The sequence below is a fragment of the Rhizobium pisi genome (genome assembly GCF_003938655.1).
Classification (GTDB): Bacteria; Pseudomonadota; Alphaproteobacteria; order Rhizobiales; family Rhizobiaceae; genus Rhizobium; species Rhizobium pisi.
On record NZ_RJJT01000029.1, the window covers coordinates 54,066 to 79,153 of the forward strand.

The window sequence follows — 25,088 nt, forward strand, 5'->3', positions numbered from 1 at the left end:
GGACGACATGACGAAATCCGGCACTATCCGCACCGGCATCGGCGGCTGGACCTTCGAGCCCTGGCGCGGGCATTTCTTTCCTGATGACCTGAAACAGAAGGACGAGCTGAATTATGCCAGCCGCCAGCTGAAGGTCATCGAGGTCAACGGCACCTATTACAGCACGCAAAAGCCCGCAGTCTTTGCGAAATGGGCAGCGGATGTTCCCGACGGCTTTATCTTTTCGCTGAAGGCGACGCGTTTCGTCACCAACAGGCGGGTGCTTGCCGAGGCTGGTGAATCGATGGAACGCTTCCTGTCGTCGGGCATCAGCGAACTCGGCGACCATCTCGGGCCGCTGCTTTGGCAGTTCGCGCCGACCAAGAAGTTCGATGCGGAAGACTTCGAGGCCTTCCTGAAGCTGCTGCCGGAAAAGCAGGATGGGCTGAAGCTGCGACACGTTGTCGAGGTGCGGCACGATTCCTTCAAGGTGCCGGAATTCGTCGCGCTGCTAGCCAAATACGGGGTAGCCCCGGTTTGCGCCGAACATTTCGAATATCCGATGATTGCCGACGTCACGGCAGACTTCGTCTATGCCAGGCTGCAGAAGGGATCGGACGATATTCCGACCTGCTACGAGGAAAAAGACCTGAAGGCCTGGGCAAGTCGGCTCGAGACCTGGGCGGAAGGCAAGGTCCCCGATGATCTGCCGCTGATCGATAAGGATCGCCAAGTCAAGGCCGAACCGCGCGACGTCTTCGCCTTGATGATCCATGAGGGCAAGGTCAATGCGCCGCACGGGGCAATCGCCCTGCAGCAGACGCTGAAGAAATAAGCCGGGGCTGAGGCTTGAGCCGGCGGGCTAAAGCGGCGCCACGGCGACCGCGAGGTCCTCCGCTGTCAACCCCTTGCCGGCGCGGTGAGCTGCCTCTCCATGCAGCCAGACGCCGGCGGCCGCGGCCTCGAAGGCCGGCAGGCCCTGGGCGAGCAATCCGCCGATGATGCCGGCGAGCACATCGCCGGAACCGGCGGTGGCAAGCCAGGCAGGTGCATTGGTATTGATGAGCGCGCGGCCATCCGGCGAAGCGATGACGGTATCGGCCCCCTTGTAGACGATTGCGGCATTGGCGCGACGGGCAGCGGCCACGGCCTTATCCACCTTGCCGAGCGCGCCGTCGCCGGCGATATCGGGAAAGAGCCGTGAATATTCGCCCTCGTGCGGCGTCAGCACCAGACGTGGTTCACCCTGGAAAAGGTCGTAGAGCTGTTGCGGCTCATCCTTGAACGAGGAGATGCCGTCGGCATCGAGCACGAGCCGGCGCTTTGCGAGAGCCGAGGCGAAACCGCGTGCCCTGGCGCCGATGCCGAAACCGGGACCGAGGACGAAGGTCTGCAGCCGCTTGTCGGAGAGCCAGCTTTGCAGTTCGGCCTCGTCGTCGATTGCATGCAGCATGATCGCGGTCAGATGCGCGGCATTGGCGGCCATCGCCGCGCGCGGGGCGGCGATCGTCACCAGACCCGCGCCGACCTTCAGGCCTGAGATCGCCGACATGCGCGCAGCCCCCGTCTTGTCGGCATCGCCCGAGAAGACGACCAGATGGCCGCGCTTGTATTTGTGAGTTTCCAGCAGCTCGGCCGGCAGCACGCCTTTCCAGGCCTCGGGCGTGTTCTCGGCAATGACGCCGCTCGCCCCGGCCCTGACGATGCGAGCGGGAATGCCGATGTCGAAGACCTCCAATCGACCGCAAAGCTCCCTGCCCGGCATCAAGAGATGGCCCGGCTTGCGCGTCATGAAAGTGATGGTGTTATGCGCCCGGAAGGCTGCGCCCAGCACCTTGCCGGTGCGGCCATCAAGGCCGGAGGGCAGATCGATGGCGAGTACCGGGATAGCCGCCTCGGTGACACGGCCGATCAGCGCGCGCACCTCCTCCGACACCTCGCGGCCAAGTCCCGCCCCGAACAGGCCGTCGATGACGACGTCGCCGGCTTCGGGCCGATAATGCCCGAGTTCCTGCTCTTTGAGTGCGCAGCCGGCGCGAGCGCGGGCGGCATCGCCTTTCAACCTGGAGGGATCACCGAGATGAAAAAGCGTGACCGCCGCTCCGCTCTGCTGCAGATGTCTTGCCGCGACATAGGCGTCACCGCCATTATTGCCGGGGCCGCAGAGCACGATGAACCGCTGAGCACCGGGATGCAGTCGCAAGGCGGCCGCGGCGGTGGCAGAACCCGCCCTTTCCATCAGGCTGAAAGAATCAATCCCTGATGCTGCAGCGGCCGCATCGACGGCGGCCATTTCAGCAGGCGTGAGAAGAAGGTCGGACAGATCGCTCATCACCCTATTCAATTCAAAAAACGCCTAAAAAACAACCGCTCAGCATGAGAAAGCCGAGCTTTAAATTTAGGCATTCGCCTATATTTTCATCGACGCGAGGCGTATTTTCGCAAGCGCGAATACACGCGATTTTTTCGGATTTCGATGCAATTTCGATCTGGCGACGATGTTTTTGCATTTATCCGTCACTAAAACGACTTAGATTTTCCCGCAAACGCGCTGGTTTCGACAAAATCGGCGTCTTTTTTCGATAAGATGGATTTCAAACTGGCACGATATCTGCATCATATCCCGCGAGCGGGAAAATTCCTGCCATAACGGAGAAGCGGAGAGACATTTTCTCATGAAAAAGATCGAAGCGATCATTAAGCCCTTCAAGCTGGATGAAGTGAAGGAAGCCCTTCAGGAAGTCGGCCTGCAGGGTATCACTGTGACGGAAGCCAAGGGCTTCGGTCGTCAGAAGGGCCATACGGAACTCTACCGCGGAGCCGAATACGTCGTCGACTTTCTGCCAAAGGTAAAGGTGGAGGTCGTATTGGCCGACGAGAACGCGGAGGCCGTCATCGACGCGATCCGCAAGGCGGCGCAGACCGGTCGCATCGGCGACGGAAAGATCTTCGTGTCCAACATCGAAGAGGTTATCCGCATTCGTACCGGCGAAACCGGCATCGACGCCATCTGACCTACTTTGCCAGACGCGCAAAGTCCGATACCGTCACCGCACAATCGAACACCCACCTATTGTCATCGCAAATCGGAGGAACGTATTTAATGGCGACCGCAAGCGAAATTCTGAAGCAGATCAAGGAAAACGACGTGAAGTTCGTCGATCTGCGTTTCACCGATCCGAAGGGCAAGTTGCAGCACGTGACGATGGACGTTGCCTGCGTCGATGAAGACATGTTCGCTGACGGCGTCATGTTCGACGGCTCCTCGATCGGTGGCTGGAAGGCCATCAACGAGTCCGACATGGTGCTGATGCCCGATACCGAAACGGTGCATATGGACCCGTTCTTCGCTCAGTCGACCATGGTTATCGTCTGCGACATCCTCGATCCGGTCTCCGGCGAGGCCTACAACCGCGATCCGCGCGGCACCGCCAAGAAGGCCGAAGCCTACCTCAAGGCATCCGGCATCGGCGATACGATCTTCGTCGGCCCGGAAGCCGAATTCTTCGTCTTCGACGACGTCAAGTACAAGGCTGACCCCTACAATACCGGCTTCAAGCTCGATTCGACCGAACTGCCGTCGAACGACGACACCGACTATGAGACCGGCAACCTCGGCCACCGCCCGCGCGTCAAGGGCGGCTATTTCCCGGTTCCTCCGGTCGACAGCGCCCAGGACATGCGTTCGGAAATGCTGACGGTGCTCTCCGAGATGGGCGTCGCCGTCGAAAAGCATCATCATGAAGTCGCCGCCGCCCAGCACGAACTCGGCATCAAGTTCGACACGCTGGTGCGTAACGCCGACAAGATGCAGATCTACAAATACGTCGTGCACCAAGTGGCGAACGCCTACGGCAAGACGGCGACCTTCATGCCGAAGCCGATCTTCGGCGACAACGGCTCGGGCATGCACGTGCATCAGTCGATCTGGAAGGGCGGCAAGCCGACCTTCGCCGGCGACGAATATGCAGGCCTTTCCGAAAGCTGCCTGTTCTACATCGGCGGCATCATCAAGCATGCCAAGGCGATCAACGCTTTCACCAACCCGTCGACGAACTCCTACAAGCGTCTCGTCCCGGGTTATGAAGCTCCTGTTCTGCTGGCATACTCCGCCCGCAACCGCTCGGCGTCCTGCCGCATTCCGTTCGGCTCCAACCCGAAGGCCAAGCGCGTCGAAGTCCGCTTCCCGGATCCGACCGCCAACCCCTACCTCGCCTTCGCCGCGATGCTCATGGCAGGCCTCGACGGCATCAAGAACAAGATCCATCCTGGCAAGGCCATGGACAAGGACCTCTACGATCTGCCGCCAAAAGAACTGAAGAAGATCCCGACCGTCTGCGGTAGCTTGCGCGAAGCGCTTGAAAGCCTCGACAAGGACCGCAAGTTCCTGACAGCAGGCGGCGTCTTCGACGACGACCAGATCGATGCCTTCATCGAGCTGAAGATGGCTGAGGTGATGCGTTTCGAAATGACGCCGCATCCGGTCGAATACGACATGTACTATTCAGCCTAAGCGGCTGAGAAAACGGAAAGTCCCGGTCCGCCGGGGCTTTCGCCTCCCAGGTCATGGACGCCACTAGGAGGATATGACGTTCATGTGACGAACTCGCGCAAAAATCTTGATTTGCGCGGCACCAATCACCAAATTTGGTGATGAAAGGAAGTCGTACCATGAAAGAAAGACTAGCAAAGTTCAGTATCGGCGAAGTGGTTCGGCACAAGGTATTTCCGTTTCGCGGCGTCATCTTCGACGTTGATCCTGAGTTCGCGAATACGGAAGAATGGTGGAATTCCATTCCGGCCGAGGTGCGCCCCAGCAAGGACCAGCCCTTCTATCACCTGCTCGCCGAAAATGACGAAAGCGAATATGTGGCCTACGTCTCCGAGCAGAACCTGGTGAACGACGAAAGCGGCACACCGCTTCGAAACCCACAGATCTACCAGATTTTCGATCAGGCCCCGTCAGGGCAGTTCAAACCCAAGGTGAGCTTCGCCCACTAGATCGGGTATCCCACAGCATGCAACAAGGCCCCGTCTCTCCCAGCGGGGCCTTTTCTTTGGGCAATAAAAAACCCGGCGCGAAACCGGGTTTCTTTATCAAATGTGATGGCAGGATTACTGCGCCTTGGCTGCCTTCTGGGCGTCTTCCAGCTTCTTGCGGGCTTCCTCGGCCTTCTTCTGCATGCCCTCCTGCAGGCTGCGCTGGCTTTCAGCGAGCTTGGATTCGGAAACCGGTTCGCCGTCATAAGCGCCGGTAAAGCCTTCGAGCGAGATCTTGATCGGGTTCGGGGCGCGGCGGAAATTGATCGAGGTGAAGATCACGTCGCTGCCCTTCTTGAGGCTGGCGATCATCGCGTCGGTCAGCGGAATTTCTGCGGTGCACTTGTCCGGCAGGCAGACGGCGTAGTCGAGCTTCTGGCCCTTGCCGCCGTCGATCTGCATGATGATGCCCGGGGGGATCAGGCGCGCGGTGGGAACCGAGACCTGCAGGAGCTTGCGGTTGATCTTGCCGGTGACCGAGATCAGGCCGACTGCCGTGACGAGCTGACCGCCATTGGCAAGGATCAGGTTCTGGACAACACAGATGTCGTTGTCTTCCTGCTTGCTGCAGGTCTTGTACCAGCCGAGCTTCGGCGCGCCGGCTGCCTGCGCGTCGGCCGGAGCCTGTGCCGCTGCATCCTGTGCAAAGGAGGAGACCGGAGCCGAAGCGGCGCCGAACATCACTGCCAGAACGGACAGTGCTGCCCGCATTTTCTTTTCAGACTTGAACATCATAACGAATTCCGTCTCCTGATATCCGTTCGGGGCAGCGACTTTGCCGTCCCAACCATCGGGTCGTTCGGCACTCCACCTCATGGAAAAATAAGGCAAATGCATGACCCCAAAACTTCGGGTTCACCTGTTACATCGCAGCGTTCAAGATATCCAGCATTTCTTTGGCAAATTGAGCGGCAATTTCGCAGCCGTGCCAAAGAAATCCCCCCTTGGTGTTGGAATCGGTCGACCCCATGATAATCTCCGCGGTGAATCATGCCCGTTTTTGCGGATCAAGGATTGCCGAATGCTCCGGATCGTCGTCCCCCTCGTTCTCTCGCTGCTGTGCGGCACTGTTGCCGCAGAACCGCTGCACGGCATCGCGATGCATGGCGAGCCGGCCTTGCCGCCGGACTACAAACACTTCCCTTACGTCAACCCGGATGTGAAGAAGGGCGGCAAGATCACCTATGGTGTCGTCGGCACCTTCGACAGCCTCAACCCATTCATCCTGAAAAGCATGCGCACGACGGCGCGCGGCATGTGGGATCCGGACTATGGCAATCTCGTCTACGAATCGCTGATGCAGCGCTCGAGGGATGAGCCCTTCACGCTCTACGGCCTGCTGGCCGAGACGGTGGAATGGGACGACGACAGGAGCTTCGTCCAATTCAACCTCAATCCGAAGGCAAAATGGTCGGATGGCCAGCCGGTGACGCCCGAAGACGTGATGTTCACCTTCGAATTGATGCGCGACAGGGGCCGCGTGCCTTTCTCCAACCGCCTCAACGTCGTCGCCAAGATGGAGAAGATTGGCGAGCATAGCGTGCGCTTCACCTTCAACGACAAGGCCGACCGCGAGACGCCGCTGATCTTCGGCCTTTTCCCGGTGCTGCCGAAACATGCAATCGATCCCGAAACCTTCGACCGCACCTCGCTGACGCCGCCGGTCGGATCCGGTCCCTACAAGGTGAAGACAGTGAAGCCCGGCGAGAGCATCACCTATGAACGCGACCCGAATTACTGGGGCAAGGACATTCCCGCCAAGGTCGGCACCGACAATTACGACCAGATCACCGTGCAGTATTTCCTGCAGGACACGACGCTGTTCGAGGCCTTCAAGAAAGGCGATGTCGACATCTATCCGGACGGCAATCCCGGCCATTGGGCCAATGCCTATAATTTCCCCGCCGTCACCTCGGGCGCTGCGGTCAAGGACGTGTTCACACCGAAACTGCCAAGCGGCATGCTCGGCTTCGTGTTCAACACCCGCCGGCCGATCTTTACCGATCCCAAGGTGCGTGACGGCCTGTCGCTGGTGTTCGATTTCGAATGGGCGAACAAGAACCTTTATTCCGGCGCCTACAAACGCACGCAGAGCTTCTGGCAGAATTCCGAGCTGTCGAGTTTCGGCGTTCCCGCCTATGCGGCCGAGTTGGCTCTGCTCGGGCCGATCAAGGACAAGATCGCGCCCGATATTCTCGACGGCACCTATAAACTGCCTGTTACCGACGGCTCCGGCCGCGACCGCGATGTGCTGAAACAGGCGGTCGGACTGTTGAAGCAGGGTGGCTATACGATCCAGGGCGGTAAAATGGCCGATGCCTCCGGCCGCCAGCTCGCCTTCGAGATCATGACGCAGAATGCCGACCAGGAGAAGCTCGCCGTTGCCTATCAGCGTTCGCTGCAGGCGATCGGCATCGCCGCGTCGATTCGCACCGTCGATGATTCGCAATATCAGAGCCGGACGAATAGCTTCGACTACGACATGATCATGAAGTCCTACACATCGTCGCTCTCTCCCGGAAACGAACAGCTCGGCCGCTGGTCGTCGGCCGCGCGCACGCGCGAGGGTACGGACAGCTTTGCCGGCGCCAATGATCCCGATCTCGACACACTGATCGACCACGTATTGCGGGCGCGCTCGGCCGAGGATTTCACCGCGGCGGTGCGCTCCTACGACCGACTGCTGCTTTCCAGCCATTACGTGCTGCCACTCTATCATATGGATCAGCAGTGGGTTGCCCGCAGCAAGCGCATCGGCCATCCCGACACAGTGCCACTCTACGGCTACCAGCTGCCGGTATGGTGGGATGCGAGCGCGCAGTAGCAGATCGCCGAATTACCTCCCCTCGGAGGGCACACCAAAAGCAAGGAAAATCATTATGGAGCGTATCACCGTCGACGTCGTCTCGGATGTCGTTTGCCCCTGGTGCTATCTCGGCAAGGCGCGGCTGGAACTTGCCATTGCCGAAGTGCAGGATGAGATCGGCGTCGACATCAACTGGCGGCCATACCGGCTCAATCCCGACTATCCCAAGGAAGGCGTCGACCAGAAAATGGCGCTGGCGCAGAAGCTCGGTGGCGAGGAGCGCGTGGCGCAGGCGCACAAGATGCTTACTGACCTCGGCCGAGAAGTCGGTATCGCCTTCGATTTCGAAGCGATCAAGATCGGCCCGAACACGCTCGACGCCCATCGGCTGGTGCACTGGGCAATGATCGAGGGTCGCGAGAAGCAGGACAAGATCGTCACCGCGCTGTTTAAGGCGAATTTCGAGGAAGGCCGCAATGTCGGCGACCACGGGGTGCTGCTCGATATCGCCGAAAAGGCCGGCCTCGACCGCTCGGTCATCGCCTCGCTGCTTGCCTCCGATGCCGATAGCAATCTGATCGTCGCCGAGATCCGGGCAGCGCAGGAAATGGGCGTCAACGGCGTGCCGTTTTTCATTTTCGATCAGCAGTATGCCGTCAGCGGCGCTCAGACGCCCGAGGTGCTGGCGAACGCGCTGCGCGACATTGCCAAGGCGAAGGCCGAGGTTCGATCGGGGCTTAACTGACAGACGGCCCGATAACGGCCTCAGCTCTAACCCAGTACCGGAACGCAGCGCACCTCGGTCTTCACCGAATTGGCGATGAAGCATTCGTCGTGGGCGCGGTGATGCAACGCTTCAAGCTCGCTTAGCGAGGGCTGCTTCTCACCACTGAAGACGGCATGCGGCCTCAGCGTCACGCCGGTCATGGCAAGACGGCCCTCAGTATTCTTCTCCATCACACCCTCGGCAGCATCGGTGTAGCTGTCGACGCAGAAGCCCTGTTTGGCGGCGAGCGACAGAAACCAGAGCATGTGGCAGCTGGAGAGCGAAGCGACGAAAGCCTCTTCGGGATCGACGGCATTCTCGGCGGAATAGGGCAGTGGAACGACATGCGGCGACCCGGACGCCCGCACCTCGATGCCGCCATCGAAGGTCCAGCGGTGGACGCGGCTGTAGCGGTTGTCGGTGAAGGTCTCGCCGTTGCGCTGCCAGGCGATCGTTGCGCCGTATTTCGCCATCCCTGTCTCCGTTGTCTATTTCGCAAGTTCGGCGAGCTGCGTCATGATGACCGCGGCGCCCTGCAAGCGCTTTTCTGGCGTCGGCAGGTCACGTGTCAGGAAGAGGCTGTGATCGGGGCGGATTTTCGCCATCGTGCCTTGCTTGCCGATGTAACCGACGAGGTTTGCCGGGTTCGGGAATTCCTTGTTGCGGAACTGTACCACGACACCCTTCGGGCCTGCATCGAGCTTTTCGACATTGGCGGTGCGGCAGAGCGACTTGATGTAGACGATCTTGAGGAGATGCTGGACTTCGATTGGCATCGGGCCGAAGCGATCGATCATCTCGGCGCCGAAGCCGTCGATCTCCTTGAGCTCGGTGATTTCGCCGAGACGGCGGTAGAGCGCCATGCGCAGATGCAAGTCCGGCACGTAGTTGTCGGGAATCATCACCGTCGTGCCGACCGAGATCTGCGGCGACCAGCCGGTATCGTGGATCTCGTCGACGCCCTTGACCTCGGCAACCGCCTCTTCCAGCATCTGCTGATAGAGCTCGAAGCCGACTTCCTTGATATGGCCCGATTGCTCCTCGCCGAGCAGATTGCCGGCGCCACGGATATCGAGATCGTGGCTCGCCAGCTGGAAGCCGGCACCCAACGTATCCAGTGACTGCAGCACCTTGAGGCGCCGTTCGGCGGTTGAAGTCAGCACCTTGTTGACCGGCAGCGTGAAGAGCGCGAAGGCGCGCACCTTCGAACGGCCGACGCGGCCGCGCAGCTGATAGAGCTGGGCAAGACCGAACATGTCGGCGCGGTGGACGATCAGCGTGTTGGCTGTCGGCACATCGAGGCCGGATTCGACGATGGTTGTGGACAGCAGCACATCGTAGCGGCCTTCATAGAAGGCATTCATGATGTCTTCGAGTTCGCCGGCCGGCATCTGGCCATGGGCGACGGCGACCTTCAGCTCAGGCACATCCGATTGCAGGAAGGCATGCACATCCTCCAGATCGGCAAGGCGCGGGCAGACGTAGAAGCTCTGGCCGCCGCGATAGTGCTCGCGCATCAGGGTCTCGCGGATGACGAGGCTGTCGAAGGGCGAGATGAAGGTGCGCACCGCCATGCGATCGACCGGCGGTGTGGTGATCAGCGACAGTTCGCGCACGCCGGTCATGGCAAGCTGCAGCGTCCGCGGGATCGGCGTCGCCGACAGCGTCAGCACGTGGACGTCGCTCTTCAGCTCCTTCAGCCGCTCCTTGTGCTTGACGCCGAAATGCTGTTCCTCGTCGATGACGAGCAGGCCGAGATTGGCGAATTTGATGCCGGCGCCGAGCAAAGCATGGGTGCCGACGACGATATCGGTCTTGCCGTCCGCCACTTCCTTCTTGGTCAGCGCCAGCTCCTTGGCGCCCACAAGACGCGAGGCCTGCTGGATACGCACCGGCAGCCCCCGGAAACGCTCGGAAAAGGTCTTGAAATGCTGGCGGGCGAGCAATGTCGTCGGCACGACGACGGCGACCTGGGCGCCGTTCATCGCTGCGACGAATGCGGCGCGCAGTGCTACTTCGGTCTTGCCGAAGCCGACGTCGCCGCAGACGAGACGGTCCATCGGCCGGCCGGCGCCGAGATCGGAGCGCACCGCCTCGATGGCGTTATCTTGGTCTTCGGTCTCGTCATAAGGGAAACGGGCCGCAAATTCGTCATAAAGGCCTTCGGGCGTGGTCAGCATCGGCGCGTGGCGCGTCAGGCGCTCGGCGGCGATGCGGATCAGCGCATCGGCCATGTCGAGCAGGCGCTTCTTGAGCTTGGCCTTGCGCATCTGCCAGGCGCCACCGCCGAGCTTGTCGAGCTGGGCTTCAGTGCCCTCGCCGCCGTAGCGCGAGAGAAGGTCGATGTTCTCGACCGGCAGGAAAAGCTTGGCGTCGTCGGCATATTGCAGCTCGAGGCAGGCATGCGGGGCGCCTGCCGCCTCGATGGTCCTCAGCCCGATGAAGCGGCCGATGCCATGTTCGGCATGGACGACGATCGAGCCCTCGTCGAGGCCGGCAACCTCCGAGATGAAATCGGCGGCGCGTTTGCGACGCTTGGAGCGGCGCACCATGCGGTCGCCTAATATATCCTGCTCGCCGATGACGACGAGGTCGCCCGCCTCGAAACCGGATTCGAGGCTGAACACGGCAGCGGCCGCCTCGCCTCTTGCCAGCGAGCCGACATCCTTCAGCGCCTCGACCGGCTTCACCTTTTCCAGGCCGTGCTCGTTCAGCACCTGCAGCAGGCGCTCCAGCGAACCTTCGGTCCAGGCGGTGACGAGCACCTTCGCCCCGGCGGCGCGACGATCGGCAATATGCTTGACGACGACGTCGAAGATATTGACGCGTTCGGCATCGCCGCCGCCCTCGGCATTGGAGCGGGCCCAACGCTGGCCCTGGCGGGCGTCGACATTGACGACCCGCCGCGCTTCGCCCTCATGCTCATTGAAGGGGCTGATGCGGATCGCGCCGAGCGCGTCGAGGGTTTTGACGAAAAGCTTGCTGTCGAGATAGAGCTGGCCCGGCGTCACCGGCTTGTAGGGCGTGCCCTGGTTCATCTGGCCCTTTGTCGGCTGGCCGGAATTCAGGCGGGCGTCGTAATAATCGAGGACGAGCTTGGAGCGCTCCTCCGCCGCCTCACGCACCGTATGGTCGGTGACGAGCCGAAAGCCGCTGAGATAATCGAAGACGGTATCGAGCTTCTCGTAGAAAAGCGGCAGCCAGTGCTCCATGCCGGGGTAACGGCGGCCCTCGGAGACGGCGAGGTAGAGCGCGTCGTCGCGAGTGGTAGCACCGAAGGCCGAGAGATAATTCTTGCGGAAGCGGCTGATCGTATCCGGTGTCAGCGTCACTTCGCTCATCGGGTTGAGATCGAGGGAACGTACCTGCCCCGTCGTGCGCTGGCTGGCGGGATCGAAGCTGCGGATGCTCTCCAGAGTATCGCCGAAGAAATCGAGGCGGACCGGCTCTTCCGAGCCCGGCACGAAGACATCGAGAATGCCGCCGCGCACGGCATATTCGCCGACTTCTCTGACGGTTGCGACGCGCTCGAAGCCATTACGCTCCAGGCGGCCGGCGAGATCGTCCATGCGCAGCTGGTTGCCGGGACGGGCCGAAAAGCTCAGGCTTTCGATGACATCCTGCGGAGCCACCTTCTGCAGCATTGCATTGGCGGTGACGAGCACGATTGCGGCATGTGGCTTCTTGCGATGGGCGATGAGGCCGCCAAGTGCCGCAAGCCGGCGGGCCGAGGTATCAGCGCTCGGCGAGACACGGTCATAGGGCAGGCAGTCCCAGGCCGGCAGACTGAGAACCGGAATATCGGGAGCGACGAAGCCCAGCATCTGTTCGAGATCGGCCATGCGATGGCCGTCTGATATGACATAGGCGACCGGCTCTCCCGTGCGGGCAAGCTCGGCGAGCAGCAGCGTTTCGAGACCTGCCGGCACATTGCCGATCGTCAGCGGCTCGGCAATGGCCGCAAGCTTGTTCGCATCGAAACCAGGGATCATTCCGGCGTCCTGAGGGGCTTGTCGAAATCGGGCTTGTAGGCGGCAAGCCTGGCAAACATCGGTGTCTGGAAACGCTCGGGCACCGGCCAGGTTCCCATGATCCAGCGAACGAGATCATTGTCCTCTTCCGCCATGATCGTCTCGAACTCGTCGAGCTCGGCCTCCGACAGTCTGGCGAGCTCGGTTTCGGCGAACTGGCCGAAGACCAGATCCATCTCGCGGATGCCGCGATGCCAGCAGCGGAAAAGGATGCGGCGGCGGCGCGGATCGAGACCGGCACTCGTGAGCGTGACACCTGTCATGGCATTACCTTCCTGTTGATGCGCCTCTATAGACCCTCGAAAGCGGCTTGTCAGCCTTGCCAAGGCCGCATTGTTCATCGCATTTTGGCCGCATGCGCCCCGCCATTCTCGATCCTTTGTTTTCCCCCATTTCGGGCCTTCCGGGCGTCGGCCCGAAGATCGCCGAACTGCTGGTCAAGCTGCTCGGGCGCGAGACGGCGGAAGATTGCCGGGTCATCGACCTGCTCTTTCACGCGCCCTTCTCGCTGATCGACCGGCGCAACCAACCGGGAATCGCCCGCGCGACGCAGGGCGCGATCGTGACGATCACGGCGCGCGTCGACCGGCACCAGGTGCCGCCGCGCGGTAAAAGCAATATCCCCTACCGGGTTTTCCTGCATGACGAGACAGGCGAGCTGACGCTGGTCTTCTTCCGCGGACAGGCGGCATGGCTGGAAAAGCAGCTGCCTGTTGATGCGGAGGTGACGGTCAGCGGCAAAGTCGACTGGTTCAATGGCCGCGCCTCGATGGTGCATCCCGACTATATCGTCAGGGCCGACGAGGCGGAGACCCTGCCACTCGTCGAACCGATCTATCCGCTGACGGCAGGACTTTCCCCGAAGACGCTGCGTAAGATCATCGATGCCGCCCTGCCGCGCTTTCCCGAGCTGCCGGAATGGATCGATCTGGCGCTGACGCAAAAACAGGGGCTTCCGTCGATCCGCGACAGCTTCCATATGCTGCACGAGCCACGCGACCCCGCCGATATCGACCCGCAGGCCCCTGCCCGGAGACGGCTTGCCTATGATGAGTTCCTCGCCGGCCAGCTGTCGCTGAGCCTGGTGCGGCAGAGGCTGCGCAAGGTGGCAGGCCAACCGGTGCATGCAACCAGCGCCCTCAGCAACAAGATTCTGAAAACCTTACCCTTCTCACTCACGACAAGCCAGAACGAAGCGATCGCCGAGATTTTAAAGGACATGGCCGGGACCGAGCGCATGCTACGGCTGCTGCAGGGGGACGTCGGCTCCGGCAAGACGCTGGTGGCGCTGATGGCGATGGCGGCGGTGATCGAGAGCGGCGGCCAGGCCGTGCTGATGGCGCCGACCGAAATCCTGGCGCGGCAGCACCACGCGACGATCTCGAAATTCGCCGCCTCCGCCGGGCTCGGCATCGAGGTGCTGACCGGGCGCACCAAGGGACGCGAACGGGAGGACATCCTGGAGCGCATCGCTTCCGGCGCGGCGCAAATCATCATCGGCACGCATGCCTTGTTCCAGGACAGCGTCGCCTATGCCAATCTGATGCTTGCCGTCGTCGACGAACAGCATCGCTTCGGCGTGCATCAGCGGCTGCGGCTGACTGCCAAGGGCATCTCGCCACATATGCTTGTCATGACGGCGACGCCAATCCCGCGCACCCTGGTGCTTGCCGCCTTCGGCGACATGGATGTCTCCAAACTCACCGAGAAACCGGCCGGCCGCAAGCCGATCCAGACGATCACCGTGCCGATGGAGCGGACCGGCGAAATCGTCGGGCGGCTGCAGGGCGCGATCGCCGAGGGCAAGAAGGCCTACTGGATCTGCCCGCTGGTCGAAGAATCCGAAGAGCTTGACCTGATGTCGGCCGAGGAACGGCATGCGACACTCGTCTCCGCGCTCGGTCCCAATATCGGCCTGATCCACGGCCGCATGAACGGGCCGGAGAAGGACGCAGCGATGATGGCGTTCAAAAACGGCGAGACCCGGCTTCTCGTCGCCACGACAGTCGTCGAGGTCGGCGTCGACGTGCCGGATGCGACGATCATGGTGATCGAACATGCCGAACGCTTCGGCCTGGCGCAATTGCACCAGCTGCGCGGCCGCGTCGGGCGCGGCGACGAGGCCTCGACGTGCATCCTGCTCTACAAGGGGCCGCTCGGCGACACCGGCCATGCAAGGCTCTCGATCATGCGGGAGACGGAGGATGGCTTCCGCATCGCCGAGGAGGATCTGAAGCTGCGTGGCGAAGGCGAATTGCTCGGCACACGGCAATCCGGCACGCCAGGCTTCCGCATCGCCAGCTTGGAAGCACATGCTGATTTGCTTGAGATCGCCCGCAAGGATGCCGCCTATCTCATCGAGCGCGATCCCGAACTGACGAGTGAAAGAGGACAGGCAATTCGCACCCTGCTCTATCTCTTCCGCCGCGATGAGGCGATCCGGTTTCTGAGAGCGGGATAAAGCGCGCCGCGGCGCGCTTTAAGTCTTTGTTCTATGCATGTCGTTTCCCCAAAACCGCGGAACACTTTTGGGCGACATGCATCAGTCGGCCTTGGAAACCGCGACCGGCTTCGGCCGCGCCAGATGCTTCTGCTTCGGCCCGGCGTGCATGTGTTCCGGCGCCACGAGGCCGCCTGAAATCAGGAACTTGGCGGCATCCTCGGGCGACATGTCGAGCATGACGATCTTTTCGCGCGGCACGAAGACGAGGAAACCCGCCGTCGGCACCGGCGTCGGCGGCAGGAAGACGGCGACCATATCCTGGCCCATGGCATTGAACTTCGAAGCGATCTCGCCCTTGGCGTCGGTGGCGATGAACACCAGCGCCCAGAGGCCCGGACCCGGATATTCGATGAGGCCGACCTTCTTGAAGGAGTTCGCCTGCTCCTTTAGCACGGTTTCGAAAATCTGCTTCACGCTTCTGTAGATCGTGCGTACCAGCGGCATGCGCTGAACGATCGATTCGCCGAACCGGACGATGCTCTGACCGATGAGGTTCTTGCCGAGAAAACCGACGACGGTAATCAGCACGACGGCGATCAGCAGGCCGAAACCGGGAATGGCAAAATTGAGATAGCTTTCGGGGTTCCAACGCGCCGGAATATAGGGCCTGACCCAGCTGTCCGACCAGTGGATGAAGGTCCATGTCAGCCAGATCGTGATCGCGATCGGCGCGCAGATAATCAGGCCTGCGAGAAAATTATTCCTCAGCCGAGTCGCGACCGGCATTCTGGGGGTGTTGTTGGTCATCGTTTCCTGATGAGCTCCATCTCAGTCGTGGACAGGCCGGAACGCCGGCCCTTCCCCCTTGTCCGCAGACCAAAATTGCCAGAATTCGGCGCGCCGCACAACACGTTTCGGCGCGACCATTCCGGCCCAGGAGGCTTATTCCACCGTTACGGATTTCGCCAGGTTACGGGGCTGATCGACATCGGTGCCCATGAAGACGGCCGTGTGATAAGCGAGCAGCTGAATCGGCAGCGAGAAGATCATCGGTGCGATAATTTCATCGACGACGGGCAGGATGATCGTCGCCATGGTCGGCAGTTTCGAGGCTGCCGCGCCGGCTTCGTCCGTGATGAAGATGATGCGGCCGCCGCGGGCTGCGACCTCCTGCATGTTCGAGACGGTCTTTTCAAAGAAGCGGTCGAAGGGAGCGATGACGATGACGGGCATGTTCTCGTCGATCAGCGCGATCGGTCCGTGCTTCAATTCGCCGGCGGCATAACCTTCGGCATGGATATAGGAGATTTCCTTGAGCTTCAGCGCGCCTTCCATCGCAAGCGGGAAGCTGGTACCGCGGCCGAGATAGAGCACGTCCTTGCACTTGGACAGCTCACGCGACAGGCTTTCCATCTGCGGCTGGATGAGGTTCAGCACACGGCTCATGATGCGCGGCATTTCGGCGAGATGACGCACAAGCGCCCTCTCCTCATCGGCGCTCACCGTGCCGCGCGCCTTGCCGGCGCCGATCGCCAACGATGCCAGCACGGCAAGCTGGCAGGTGAAGGCCTTGGTCGAGGCGACGCCGATCTCCGGCCCGGCCATGATCGGGAAGATGGCATCGGATTCGCGGGCGATCGTCGATTCACGAACATTGACGACAGCACCGATCTTCAGGCCGTTCTCCCGGCAATAGCGCAACGATGCCAGCGTATCGGCGGTCTCACCCGATTGCGAGATGAAGAGTGCGGCCTGTGACGGCGAGAGCGGCATTTCGCGGTAGCGGAATTCGGAGGCGACGTCGATCTCAACAGGCAGGCGGGCATAACGCTCGAACCAGTATTTGCCGACGAGGCCGGCGAGATAGGCGGTGCCGCAGGCCGAGATCGCCAGACCGCTCGCCGCCTTGAAGTCGATTGCAGCGGCATTCGTGCTGATCGTGTTCTCGGCGAAATCGACATAGTGGCTGAGCGCGTGGGAGATCACCTCCGGCTGCTCGTAGATTTCCTTTTCCATGAAATGGCGGTGGTTGCCCTTGTCGACGACATAGGCGGTCGCCTGCGAGATCTGGCGGGCGCGCTTGACCGGCTTTCCGGTAAAATCGAGCACCGAGACGCCGTCGCGGTTGATGACAGCGCAATCGCCGTCGACGAGATAGGTAATCTCGTTGGTGAAGGGCGAAAGCGCGATCGCATCGGAGCCGAGGAACATCTCGCCGCGGCCGTAGCCGACAGCGAGCGGCGGACCGGAACGGGCGGCCATGATCGTGCCGGGATCGGCCTTGAGCATGACGGCGAGCGCATAGGCGCCGGTCACCCGGTTCAGCATCTTCAGCATGGCGGCGCGCGGCTCCAGGCCTTCGCGCAGGTACTTTGCCATCAGATGGGCGACGACCTCGGTGTCGGTCTGGGTCTCAAAGACCGATCCTTCTTCCGTCAATTCGTCGCGAAGCTCGGAGAAATTCTCGATGATGCCGTTGTGGACGACGGCCACACCTTCGACGAAATGCGGATGGGCATTAGTCTCATTGGGAATGCCGTGGGTCGCCCAGCGCGTGTGGGCAATGCCGACCATGCCGGGCAGCGGTTCGGCATCGAGACGCTTCTCCAAATTGAAGAGCTTCCCCTCGGCACGGCGGCGATCCATCACGCCGTCATGGATCGTGGCGACGCCGGCGGAATCGTAACCGCGATATTCAAGACGCTTCAGCGCATCGACCAAGCGCCCGGCCACAGGCTGAGTTCCGACGATCCCCACAATACCGCACATGCAAAATCCCCATAAGGCTTCGATAACGAGGCCAGTCCTAACGATTCCCGCTTATTTCTCAATCACCTCGGCGGTCACTTTCAATTTCCGCCGGTTACGCAAAGCAGCCTCAAGCCTTGGCCTTCTTCGCCGCCTTGATGGCAAGCGCCCGCTCGCGCAGCAGCGTCGCACGTCCAGGTTTGATCTCCTGCCGGGCGCGGCCGAGCGCCAGCGCATCGGCCGGCACGTCGGCTGTTATGACGCTGCCGGAGGCGATATAGGCGCGGTCGCCGATCGTCACCGGTGCGACCAGCGAAGAGTTCGAACCGATGAAGGCGTTTTCGCCGATCACCGTCTCGCTCTTGTTGACCCCGTCATAATTGCAGGTGATCGTGCCGGCGCCGATATTGCTGCCGGCGCCGATGACGGCATCACCTATATAGGTGAGGTGGTTGACCTTGGCGCCCTCGCCGAGCCGGCCGTTCTTGACCTCGCAGAAATTGCCGACCTTCGAGCCGTTGCCGAGATCGGCACCTGGCCGCAGCCGCGCGAAGGGGCCGACGGTCGCGCCTTCGCTGACATGGGCGCCCTCGATATGTGAGAAGGCATGAATAACCGCGCCGCTGTCGATCACCGCGCCAGGACCGAAGACGACATTCGGCTCGATCAGCGCGTCCTGGCCGATGACGGTGTCGTAGGAAAGAAAGACGGTTTCCGGGGCGATCATGCTGACGCCTGAAAGCATCATCTCGTGGCGGCGGCGCTCCTGCCAGAAGCGCTCTATGACGGCAAGTTCGGCGCGGTTGTTGCAGCCGGTCATCTCGATCTCAGGGGCATCGACGGCGGTGACGCGCCCACCAAGCGAACGGGCGATCTCAACGAGATCGGTCAGATAATATTCACCCTTGGCATTGGCGTTGCCGATGCGCTGGAGAAGATCGAGCGCCTTGCGGCCGTTGATCGCCATCAGCCCGCTGTTGCACCAAGTGACGGTGCGCTCGGCGTCGGTCGCGTCCTTTTCCTCACGAATGGCGATGAGTTCACCGTCCTTGACGAGCAGGCGCCCATAGCCGGTCGGACGGTCGGTATGGAAGCCGATGACGACGATATCACTACCATCGGCAAGACCCTGGCGAGCAGCCTTCAGCGGTCCATCGGTCTGGAGCGGCACGTCGCCATAGGTGACGAGGATGTCGTCATAGCCCTTGGCGATCGCATCACGCGCCGCGAGCACCGCATGGCCGGTGCCGAGACGCTCCTTCTGCAGATAGGATTCAATCCCGACGCCGCCGATATCGGCCGCCTTCGCCACATCTTCGGCATCACGGCCGACGACGAGTGCGACGGAGGAGATGCCGGCGGAGGCCACCGCCTCGACCACATGAGCGATCATCGGCCTTCCGGCGATCGGGTGCAGCACCTTCGATTTCGAAGATTTCATCCGCGTGCTGTCACCGGCGGCAAGAATGACGGCAAGACAAGTGCGTTCCATGATCTGCTCCGCGAATCCCCGCCATGAGGCGGCTTTTCTGCCTCATACTGCATAATTTCGTAAATCGGAATCGATTTGAGGATTAAATTATGCGGCAATTCAAAGTGCTACAGCGTCTTTTGCGTGTGTAAGAGACACACGGCGCGGCAGATAAGCACAGCTTTTACAAAGAGGAAATTGCGGCCGAAATCGACCCTATGACCGCCTGGGAACCGCGGGCCGCGAAGGCCTCGCGCACATGATCGCGGCCGTCCACGATCACAACTTCCATGGCGCGGCGCGCGGCGGCGCTGTCGCCTGCAACAATCGCATCGACGATGCGCATGTGGGTGTCGGCGATATTGGCGAAACCATTTTCCGAGGGCGGCGTGCTCATGCGGAACATGCCGACGAGCGCCGCCTCGATGAGGCTGCCGAGTGTGCGCATGAAGGGATTATGCGAAGCTTCAGCGAGCGCCAGGTGAAAGCGCAGGTCGGCGAGCGCCAGGCTGTCGGCGGTATGACCGGCCGCCGCCATCTCAAGCGCCAGCTCGCGCAGCATCTCTATATCCTCTGCATTCGCCCGTTCGGCGACCAGACCGGCGGCGAATGGCTCGACGGCGAGACGGATATCGTAAAGCTGCAGCAGGAACTCTTCTGTCACACCGTTGTCGAAATGCCAGGCGATGATCTCGCTGTCGAACATGTTCCAGAGGTTCTTCTCGGTCACGCGCGTGCCGACCCGCGCCTTGGCGACGACCATGCCTTTGGCGGCGAGCGTCTTCATCGTCTCGCGCAGCACCGTGCGGGACACCTTGAAGCGTTGCGCCAGTTCGGTATCGCCCGGCAGGATCGAGCCGACAGGATAGGTGCCGGCGACGATCGCCTTACCGAGTTCGTCGACCACTTGAGCGTGGCTCGTCCGGGTTCTGCGCCCTGTCTTGCGTGTCTCGATCAGTTTGTTGCGCAAGCGACCCGTCTCCTCAGGCATACCTCTTGTTCAGGCTGGAAAGGAACAGGATGGCTTTCTGCATCAGGATGAATGCAAACAGCAGAAGGCCGATCAGGATCTTGGTCCACCAGCTCGACAGCGTGCCGTCGAAGGTGATGTAGGTCTGAATGAGCCCCTGGATCAGGATACCGATCAACGTTCCCGCCACAAATCCCGCTCCTCCGGTCAGCAGCGTTCCTCCGATAACGACTGCCGCGATGGCGTCGAGCTCGACGCCGACTGCAGCAAGCGAATATCCGGCGGAAGTGTAGAGCGAAAATACGATTCCGGATAGGCCCGCCAGAAAACCCGACAGAGCATAGATCTGGATCGTCGTGCGACCGACCGGCACGCCCATCAGCCGCGCCGTCTGCGGGCCGCCGCCGAGTGCATAGACGTTTGTGCCGAAGCGGGTGCGGTGGGCGATGAAGACACCGGCAGCAAAGACCAGAAGCATGATGCCGCCGATCAGCGTCAGCCGTCCGCCGCCGGGAAGACGATAATAGAGGCTCGTCAGCGTCGCATAATACTCGTGGTCGATCGGGATGCTGTCGATGGAGAGCACGAAGGCCATGCCGCGCGCCAGGAACATGCCCGCAAGCGTGACGATGAAGGCCGGCATTTCGAGATAGTGGATGATCGCACCCATGATGGCGCCGAAAGCGGTGGTGATGACGAGAACGAGTGCAAAGGCAAGCAGCGGATGGATCGAAGTTTTCTGAAGGATGACCGCCAGGAAGACCCCGGTGAAGGCGATGACCGAACCGATCGACAGGTCGATGCCGCCCGAGATGATGACGAAGGTCATGCCGACGGCAGCAATGCCGAGAAAGGCGTTGTCGGTCAAAAGATTGCCGATGACGCGCGTCGACAGAATGTTCGGATATTGCAGCGTGCAACCGGCATAGGCGAGCACGAAGATGACGATAGTCGCAAGCAGCGGCAGATATTTGGAGTTCATTTCGGCTGCTCCATAACGCCCTGCCGGCGGCTGGCGAAGACGGCGAGCGATTGGACCGCCGGAGACTGGATGACGAGGATCACGATGATGATGACCGCCTTGATGATCAGGTTGAATTCGGGCGGGAAACCGGATGACAGGATGCCGGTATTCACCGCCTGGATGATCATTGCGCCAATCAGCGATCCAAGAATGCTGAAGCGACCCCCGAGCAATGAATTGCCACCGACGACAACGGCCAGGATGGCGTCGAGTTCAAGCCAGAGGCCGGCATTGTTGGCGTCTGCGCCCTTGATATCGGCTGCGACGATGATGCCTGCAATCGAGGCGCAGAGGCCACTCAGCATATAGACGGCCATCAGCAGTACCGGTGTCTGAATGCCTGAGAGCGTGCTGGCGCGGCGATTGATGCCGACGGCTTCGATCAGCATGCCGAGCGCCGTGCGGCGAACGAGCAGGATGACGAGCAGGCCGACGAGCAACCAGATGACGACGGGCATCGGCAAGAGGGCCATGGAGCCGCTGCCGAAGAAGGTCAGGCCGTCATTGTTGAAGGTCAGGATGGCGCCTTCGGTGATGAGCTGCGCGATGCCGCGGCCGGCAACCATCAGCACAAGCGTGGCAATGATCGGCTGGATATTGAGGACAGCCACCAGGAAGCCGTTCCAGACACCGCAGGCAAGCCCGATCGCCAACGTCAGGAAAATTGTGTAAGAGACTGAACCTCCAGCGACAATTGACGATGCAGCGACGGCGCCGCAGATGGCGATGACCGCGCCGACGGAAAGGTCGATGCCCTTGGTGGCGATCACCAGCGTCATGCCGATCGCCAAGAGCGCCACCGGTGCGCCGCGATTCAGCACATCGATCAGGCTGCCGTAGAGGCGTCCGTTTTGAACAACAACATTAAAAAACTGGGGCGACGTTATGAAATTCAACAAAAGAATGACAACGAGCGCGATCAATTGTGGCGCCAGGCGATAGGCCAGCGCGTTCAGCGAGGACCTCATGCCTCCTCCATCTTATGCTCGGCGGCGGCGATGGCTTCGACGATGCCGGCGGCCGTGATACGTTCGCCGGTGAGTTCGGCGATATGTTGCCTGTCGCGAAGTACAATGACGCGTGAACTATAGGCGACAAGTTCTTCAAGTTCCGAGGAAATCACGATCAGCGACATGCCATCGGCGCAGAGCTTTTCGATCAGCCGGATGATCTCGGCATGAGCGCCGACATCAATGCCACGGGTCGGTTCATCGAGGATCAGAAACTTCGGATTGGTCGCCAGCCAGCGGGCGAGGATCGCCTTCTGCTGGTTGCCGCCGGAGAGCAGCCGGATCGGCTTCTCGCGATCGGTCGTGCGGATATCGAGCGCCTTGATGTAGCGATCGGCGAGCGCATTCTGCTCCGCCCGCGAAAGCGGCCGCGTCCAGCCGCGACGAGCCTGCAGGGCCAGCGCAATGTTTTCCCGGATCGACAGGTCGCCGATGATGCCATCGGTCTTCCGGTCCTCGGGACAGAAGCCAAAGCCCTTTTCGATTGCCGCGCGCGGGCTTGAAAGCGTCACAGCCTTGCCGTCGATCGTGGCACTGCCGCTATCCGCATGTTCGATGCCAAAAAGGAGTTCGGCGGTTTCCGTACGACCGGAGCCGAGCAGCCCGGCGACGCCGACCACCTCTCCGGCTCTGACTTCAAGATCGAAAGGCTTGACCTTGCCGCGTTTGCCGTAGCCTGCGAAACGGTATCGAACGTCGCCCGCAGCAACGCTGCGTTCCCTGGCAGCCTCCTCGACATGCGCCAGTTCGCGGCCGAGCATCATGGCAATCAGGCCCTGGCGCGGTAGATCGGCGGCATCGCGGGTACCGACAAGCTTGCCGTTGCGCAGCACGGTTATGCGATCGCTGATCGCATAAACCTGCTCGAGAAAATGGGTAATAAAGACGATGCCGAGCCCGCGTTTCTTCAGATCCTCGATAATGCGGAAAAGCAGCTCCACTTCGTGACTGTCGAGGCTTGCTGTGGGCTCGTCGAGGATTAGCACCTTGCCGGAGAGATCGACGGCACGAGCGATGGCCACCACCTGCTGGACGGCGACGGAGAAACGGCTGAGTTCGGCGGTGACGTCGATATCGATGCCATAGCCGGCAAGCAGATCGCGCGCCTTGCGGTTCATCGCGCGGATGTCGGTCATGCCGAAGCGTCTCGGCTGGCGTCCGAGAAAGAGGTTCTCGGCGACGCTCAAATTGGAAAGGAGGTTGACCTCCTGGTAGACTGTGCCAATGCCGAGCTTCTGGGCGGCGAGCGTATTGGCCGGATTGATTTCCTGGCCGTCCAGCGTCAGGCTGCCGCCATCACGATGGTAGGCGCCTGTAATGCACTTGATCAGCGTCGACTTGCCGGCACCGTTCTCGCCGAGCAATGCATGAACCTCACCACGGCGCAGCGTGAAATCCACCTTGTCCAGGGCGACGGCGCCGGGGAAGAATTTCGATATGCCGGAGGCTGCGAGAATATTCTCGAAATTGTGAACCATGAGGGCTGCGGTTTCCTGATATTGCGCCTTACGCCTGTGCCAAAAAAGGGCATGACGCCCTGATGGTACCGGCAGTTCCGCACCGGCCCATGATGGACCGGTGCGGTTCCAGGTTTAATCAGTAGCCCTGGCCCTTCTTCTCTTCATAGACCTTCATCGGGTCGTCAGCAGGCGTGTAAAGCTTGGACTCGGTCTGGATCCACTTCGGCGGAGCCTTCTTGTCCTTCAGATAGGCGTCGAGCGCATCGAAGGCCGGGCCCGACATATTAGGCGTCAGCTCGACCGTGGCATTGGACTCGCCTTCGGACATAGCCTTGAAAATGTCCGGCACGGCGTCGATGGAGACGACGAGGATATCCTTGCCGGGCTTCAGACCGGCTTCCTTGATCGCCTGGATGGCGCCGACGGCCATATCGTCGTTATGGGCATAGAGAGCGCAGATATCCTTGCCGCCATTTTCGGCCTTGAGGAAGCTTTCCATGACTTCCTTGCCCTTGGTGCGGGTAAAGTCACCGGTCTGGCTGCGAACGATCTTCAGGTTGTCGTGGCCGGCAAGAGCCTCTTCGAAGCCCTTCTTGCGGGCGATGGCCGGCGACGAACCGGTCGTGCCCTGCAGCTCGACGACATTGCACTTCTTGTCGCCAACGGTCTTGACCAGGAAGTCGCCAGCGACCTTGCCTTCGTGGACCAGGTCCGACGTAACCGCCGTCAGGTAGAGATCATCGGGAGCCTTGATGGTACGGTCGAGAAGGATGACCGGAATCTTGGCTTCCTTGGCTTCCTTAAGAACGTCGTCCCAGCCGGTTTCAACAACAGGAGCAATGAGAATGGCATCGACGCCCTGAGCAATGAAGGAGCGCAGAGCCTTGATCTGATTTTCCTGCTTCTGCTGCGCATCGGCAAACTTCAGATCAATACCACGCTTCTTCGCCTGCTCCTTGGTTACGGTCGTTTCAGCCGCACGCCAGCCCGATTCCGAGCCGATCTGCGAGAAGCCGACGGTCAAGCCGCCAGCCGAAGCCGAACCGAACATGCAGGCAACAAGAACCGTGGCACTCAAAAGTGCAGTCTTCAATTTCATGATTTCCTCCCAATGCCGCATCTCGCGGCGCAGGGTCAAAAAATCATATAGTATTACTTTTGTAAATCGGAATCTTCGCATGCGCCGGGAAAAAAAGAGCGCCCACAAGGGGCGCTCAGACTGCTGACAAACCCGTCGATTTTTTCGGCGGGTTTTGCTTTTTTGGCGATAGGATTCTTTGCCGGTCGTGTTGGCAGAGGGCGAAGAAGGAGGTTTCGGCTTACGCCGTGGCCGGTTTTGG

The 25,088-nt window shown here is 61.0% G+C and carries 21 protein-coding genes; 7 read left to right on the top strand and 14 right to left on the bottom strand.

The features are described 5' to 3' along the window. Positions 1 to 7: 7 nt before the first annotated feature. Positions 8 to 814 carry a DUF72 domain-containing protein gene (locus EFD55_RS29065; RefSeq protein WP_125850002.1) on the top strand — a complete coding sequence of 269 codons (807 nt, stop codon included), beginning with the start codon at positions 8 to 10 and terminating at the stop codon, positions 812 to 814. Between the two features lie 27 nt (positions 815 to 841). Here EFD55_RS29065 and EFD55_RS29070 read toward each other — a convergent pair whose 3' ends face one another. Then, positions 842 to 2,314, bottom strand: coding sequence for an NAD(P)H-hydrate dehydratase (locus tag EFD55_RS29070; RefSeq protein ID WP_125850039.1), 1,473 nt, complete (start codon positions 2,312 to 2,314; stop codon positions 842 to 844). Between the two features lie 340 nt (positions 2,315 to 2,654). On the opposite strand from EFD55_RS29070, the gene EFD55_RS29075 reads away from it, so the two are divergent. The 3 genes from EFD55_RS29075 to hspQ all read left to right on the top strand — a co-directional run bounded on the left by EFD55_RS29075 (position 2,655) and on the right by hspQ (position 4,980). Next, positions 2,655 to 2,993: a P-II family nitrogen regulator gene (locus tag EFD55_RS29075; RefSeq protein ID WP_003579240.1), complete on the top strand. Its 339-nt coding sequence runs from the start codon at positions 2,655 to 2,657 to the stop codon at positions 2,991 to 2,993. Positions 2,994 to 3,082: 89 nt separating this feature from the next. Then, positions 3,083 to 4,492: a type I glutamate--ammonia ligase gene (gene glnA, locus EFD55_RS29080; RefSeq protein WP_125850004.1), complete on the top strand. Its 1,410-nt coding sequence runs from the start codon at positions 3,083 to 3,085 to the stop codon at positions 4,490 to 4,492. 158 nt (positions 4,493 to 4,650) lie between these two features. Then, positions 4,651 to 4,980, top strand: coding sequence for a heat shock protein HspQ (hspQ, locus tag EFD55_RS29085; RefSeq protein ID WP_125850006.1), 330 nt, complete (start codon positions 4,651 to 4,653; stop codon positions 4,978 to 4,980). Positions 4,981 to 5,094: 114 nt separating this feature from the next. On the opposite strand, the gene EFD55_RS29090 is transcribed toward hspQ, so the two are convergent. After that, entirely contained in the window at positions 5,095 to 5,754 is a 660-nt protein-coding gene (locus EFD55_RS29090) for an invasion associated locus B family protein (RefSeq protein WP_125850008.1), read from the bottom strand. Positions 5,755 to 6,040: 286 nt separating this feature from the next. Here EFD55_RS29090 and EFD55_RS29095 point away from each other — a divergent pair, with 286 nt between their 5' ends. Together EFD55_RS29095 and EFD55_RS29100 are read left to right on the top strand one after the other, a co-directional pair. After that, positions 6,041 to 7,843, top strand: a complete 1,803-nt coding sequence (locus EFD55_RS29095; RefSeq protein WP_125850010.1) for an extracellular solute-binding protein — start codon at positions 6,041 to 6,043, stop codon at positions 7,841 to 7,843. 55 nt (positions 7,844 to 7,898) lie between these two features. Continuing rightward, positions 7,899 to 8,570 carry a DsbA family oxidoreductase gene (locus tag EFD55_RS29100; protein WP_125850012.1) on the top strand — a complete coding sequence of 224 codons (672 nt, stop codon included), beginning with the start codon at positions 7,899 to 7,901 and terminating at the stop codon, positions 8,568 to 8,570. 26 nt (positions 8,571 to 8,596) lie between these two features. Here EFD55_RS29100 and EFD55_RS29105 read toward each other — a convergent pair whose 3' ends face one another. From EFD55_RS29105 to EFD55_RS29115, 3 genes are read right to left on the bottom strand one after another with little or no spacing between them, the layout of a single operon-like run. Continuing rightward, positions 8,597 to 9,064 (bottom strand): OsmC family protein, encoded by a 468-nt coding sequence (locus tag EFD55_RS29105; protein ID WP_125850014.1) that lies wholly within the window; start codon positions 9,062 to 9,064, stop codon positions 8,597 to 8,599. Positions 9,065 to 9,079: 15 nt separating this feature from the next. Beyond that, positions 9,080 to 12,583 (bottom strand): transcription-repair coupling factor, encoded by a 3,504-nt coding sequence (gene mfd / locus EFD55_RS29110; RefSeq protein ID WP_125850016.1) that lies wholly within the window; start codon positions 12,581 to 12,583, stop codon positions 9,080 to 9,082. Beyond that, positions 12,580 to 12,885, bottom strand: a complete 306-nt coding sequence (locus EFD55_RS29115) for an FAD assembly factor SdhE (protein ID WP_125850018.1) — start codon at positions 12,883 to 12,885, stop codon at positions 12,580 to 12,582. The genes mfd and EFD55_RS29115 overlap by 4 nt, the downstream gene beginning before the upstream one ends. 92 nt (positions 12,886 to 12,977) lie before the next feature. Between EFD55_RS29115 and recG the strand changes: the two genes are divergently transcribed. Beyond that, on the top strand, positions 12,978 to 15,083 hold the full coding sequence (gene recG, locus EFD55_RS29120) for an ATP-dependent DNA helicase RecG (protein ID WP_125850020.1): 2,106 nt from the start codon (positions 12,978 to 12,980) through the stop codon (positions 15,081 to 15,083). 81 nt (positions 15,084 to 15,164) lie between these two features. Here the strand turns inward: recG and EFD55_RS29125 are convergent, their stop codons facing one another. From EFD55_RS29125 to EFD55_RS33525, 9 genes are all read right to left on the bottom strand, one after another. Continuing rightward, positions 15,165 to 15,872, bottom strand: a complete 708-nt coding sequence (locus tag EFD55_RS29125; RefSeq protein WP_125850022.1) for a DUF502 domain-containing protein — start codon at positions 15,870 to 15,872, stop codon at positions 15,165 to 15,167. Between the two features lie 135 nt (positions 15,873 to 16,007). Next, complete coding sequence (gene glmS / locus EFD55_RS29130) at positions 16,008 to 17,834, bottom strand: glutamine--fructose-6-phosphate transaminase (isomerizing) (protein ID WP_125850024.1); 1,827 nt, start codon at positions 17,832 to 17,834, stop codon at positions 16,008 to 16,010. Positions 17,835 to 17,943: 109 nt separating this feature from the next. Beyond that, positions 17,944 to 19,305, bottom strand: coding sequence for a bifunctional UDP-N-acetylglucosamine diphosphorylase/glucosamine-1-phosphate N-acetyltransferase GlmU (gene glmU, locus EFD55_RS29135; RefSeq protein WP_125850026.1), 1,362 nt, complete (start codon positions 19,303 to 19,305; stop codon positions 17,944 to 17,946). 163 nt (positions 19,306 to 19,468) lie between these two features. Further along, positions 19,469 to 20,254 (bottom strand): FadR/GntR family transcriptional regulator, encoded by a 786-nt coding sequence (locus tag EFD55_RS29140; RefSeq protein ID WP_125850028.1) that lies wholly within the window; start codon positions 20,252 to 20,254, stop codon positions 19,469 to 19,471. A gap of 13 nt (positions 20,255 to 20,267) precedes the next feature. Beyond that, positions 20,268 to 21,236: a galactofuranose ABC transporter, permease protein YjfF gene (yjfF, locus tag EFD55_RS29145; protein ID WP_125850029.1), complete on the bottom strand. Its 969-nt coding sequence runs from the start codon at positions 21,234 to 21,236 to the stop codon at positions 20,268 to 20,270. Next, on the bottom strand, positions 21,233 to 22,246 hold the full coding sequence (locus EFD55_RS29150; protein ID WP_125850031.1) for an ABC transporter permease: 1,014 nt from the start codon (positions 22,244 to 22,246) through the stop codon (positions 21,233 to 21,235). The genes yjfF and EFD55_RS29150 overlap by 4 nt, the downstream gene beginning before the upstream one ends. Beyond that, the gene (gene ytfR, locus EFD55_RS29155) at positions 22,243 to 23,766 is read right to left on the bottom strand and encodes a galactofuranose ABC transporter, ATP-binding protein YtfR (protein WP_125850033.1); all 1,524 of its coding nucleotides are present in this window, start codon (positions 23,764 to 23,766) and stop codon (positions 22,243 to 22,245) included. The genes EFD55_RS29150 and ytfR overlap by 4 nt, the downstream gene beginning before the upstream one ends. Positions 23,767 to 23,884: 118 nt before the next feature. Then, positions 23,885 to 24,847 (bottom strand): galactofuranose ABC transporter, galactofuranose-binding protein YtfQ, encoded by a 963-nt coding sequence (ytfQ, locus tag EFD55_RS29160; protein ID WP_125850035.1) that lies wholly within the window; start codon positions 24,845 to 24,847, stop codon positions 23,885 to 23,887. A 53-nt stretch (positions 24,848 to 24,900) separates the two neighbouring features. After that, on the bottom strand, positions 24,901 to 25,088 hold a 188-nt coding region (locus EFD55_RS33525), incomplete at its 5' end, for a hypothetical protein (RefSeq protein WP_208653554.1).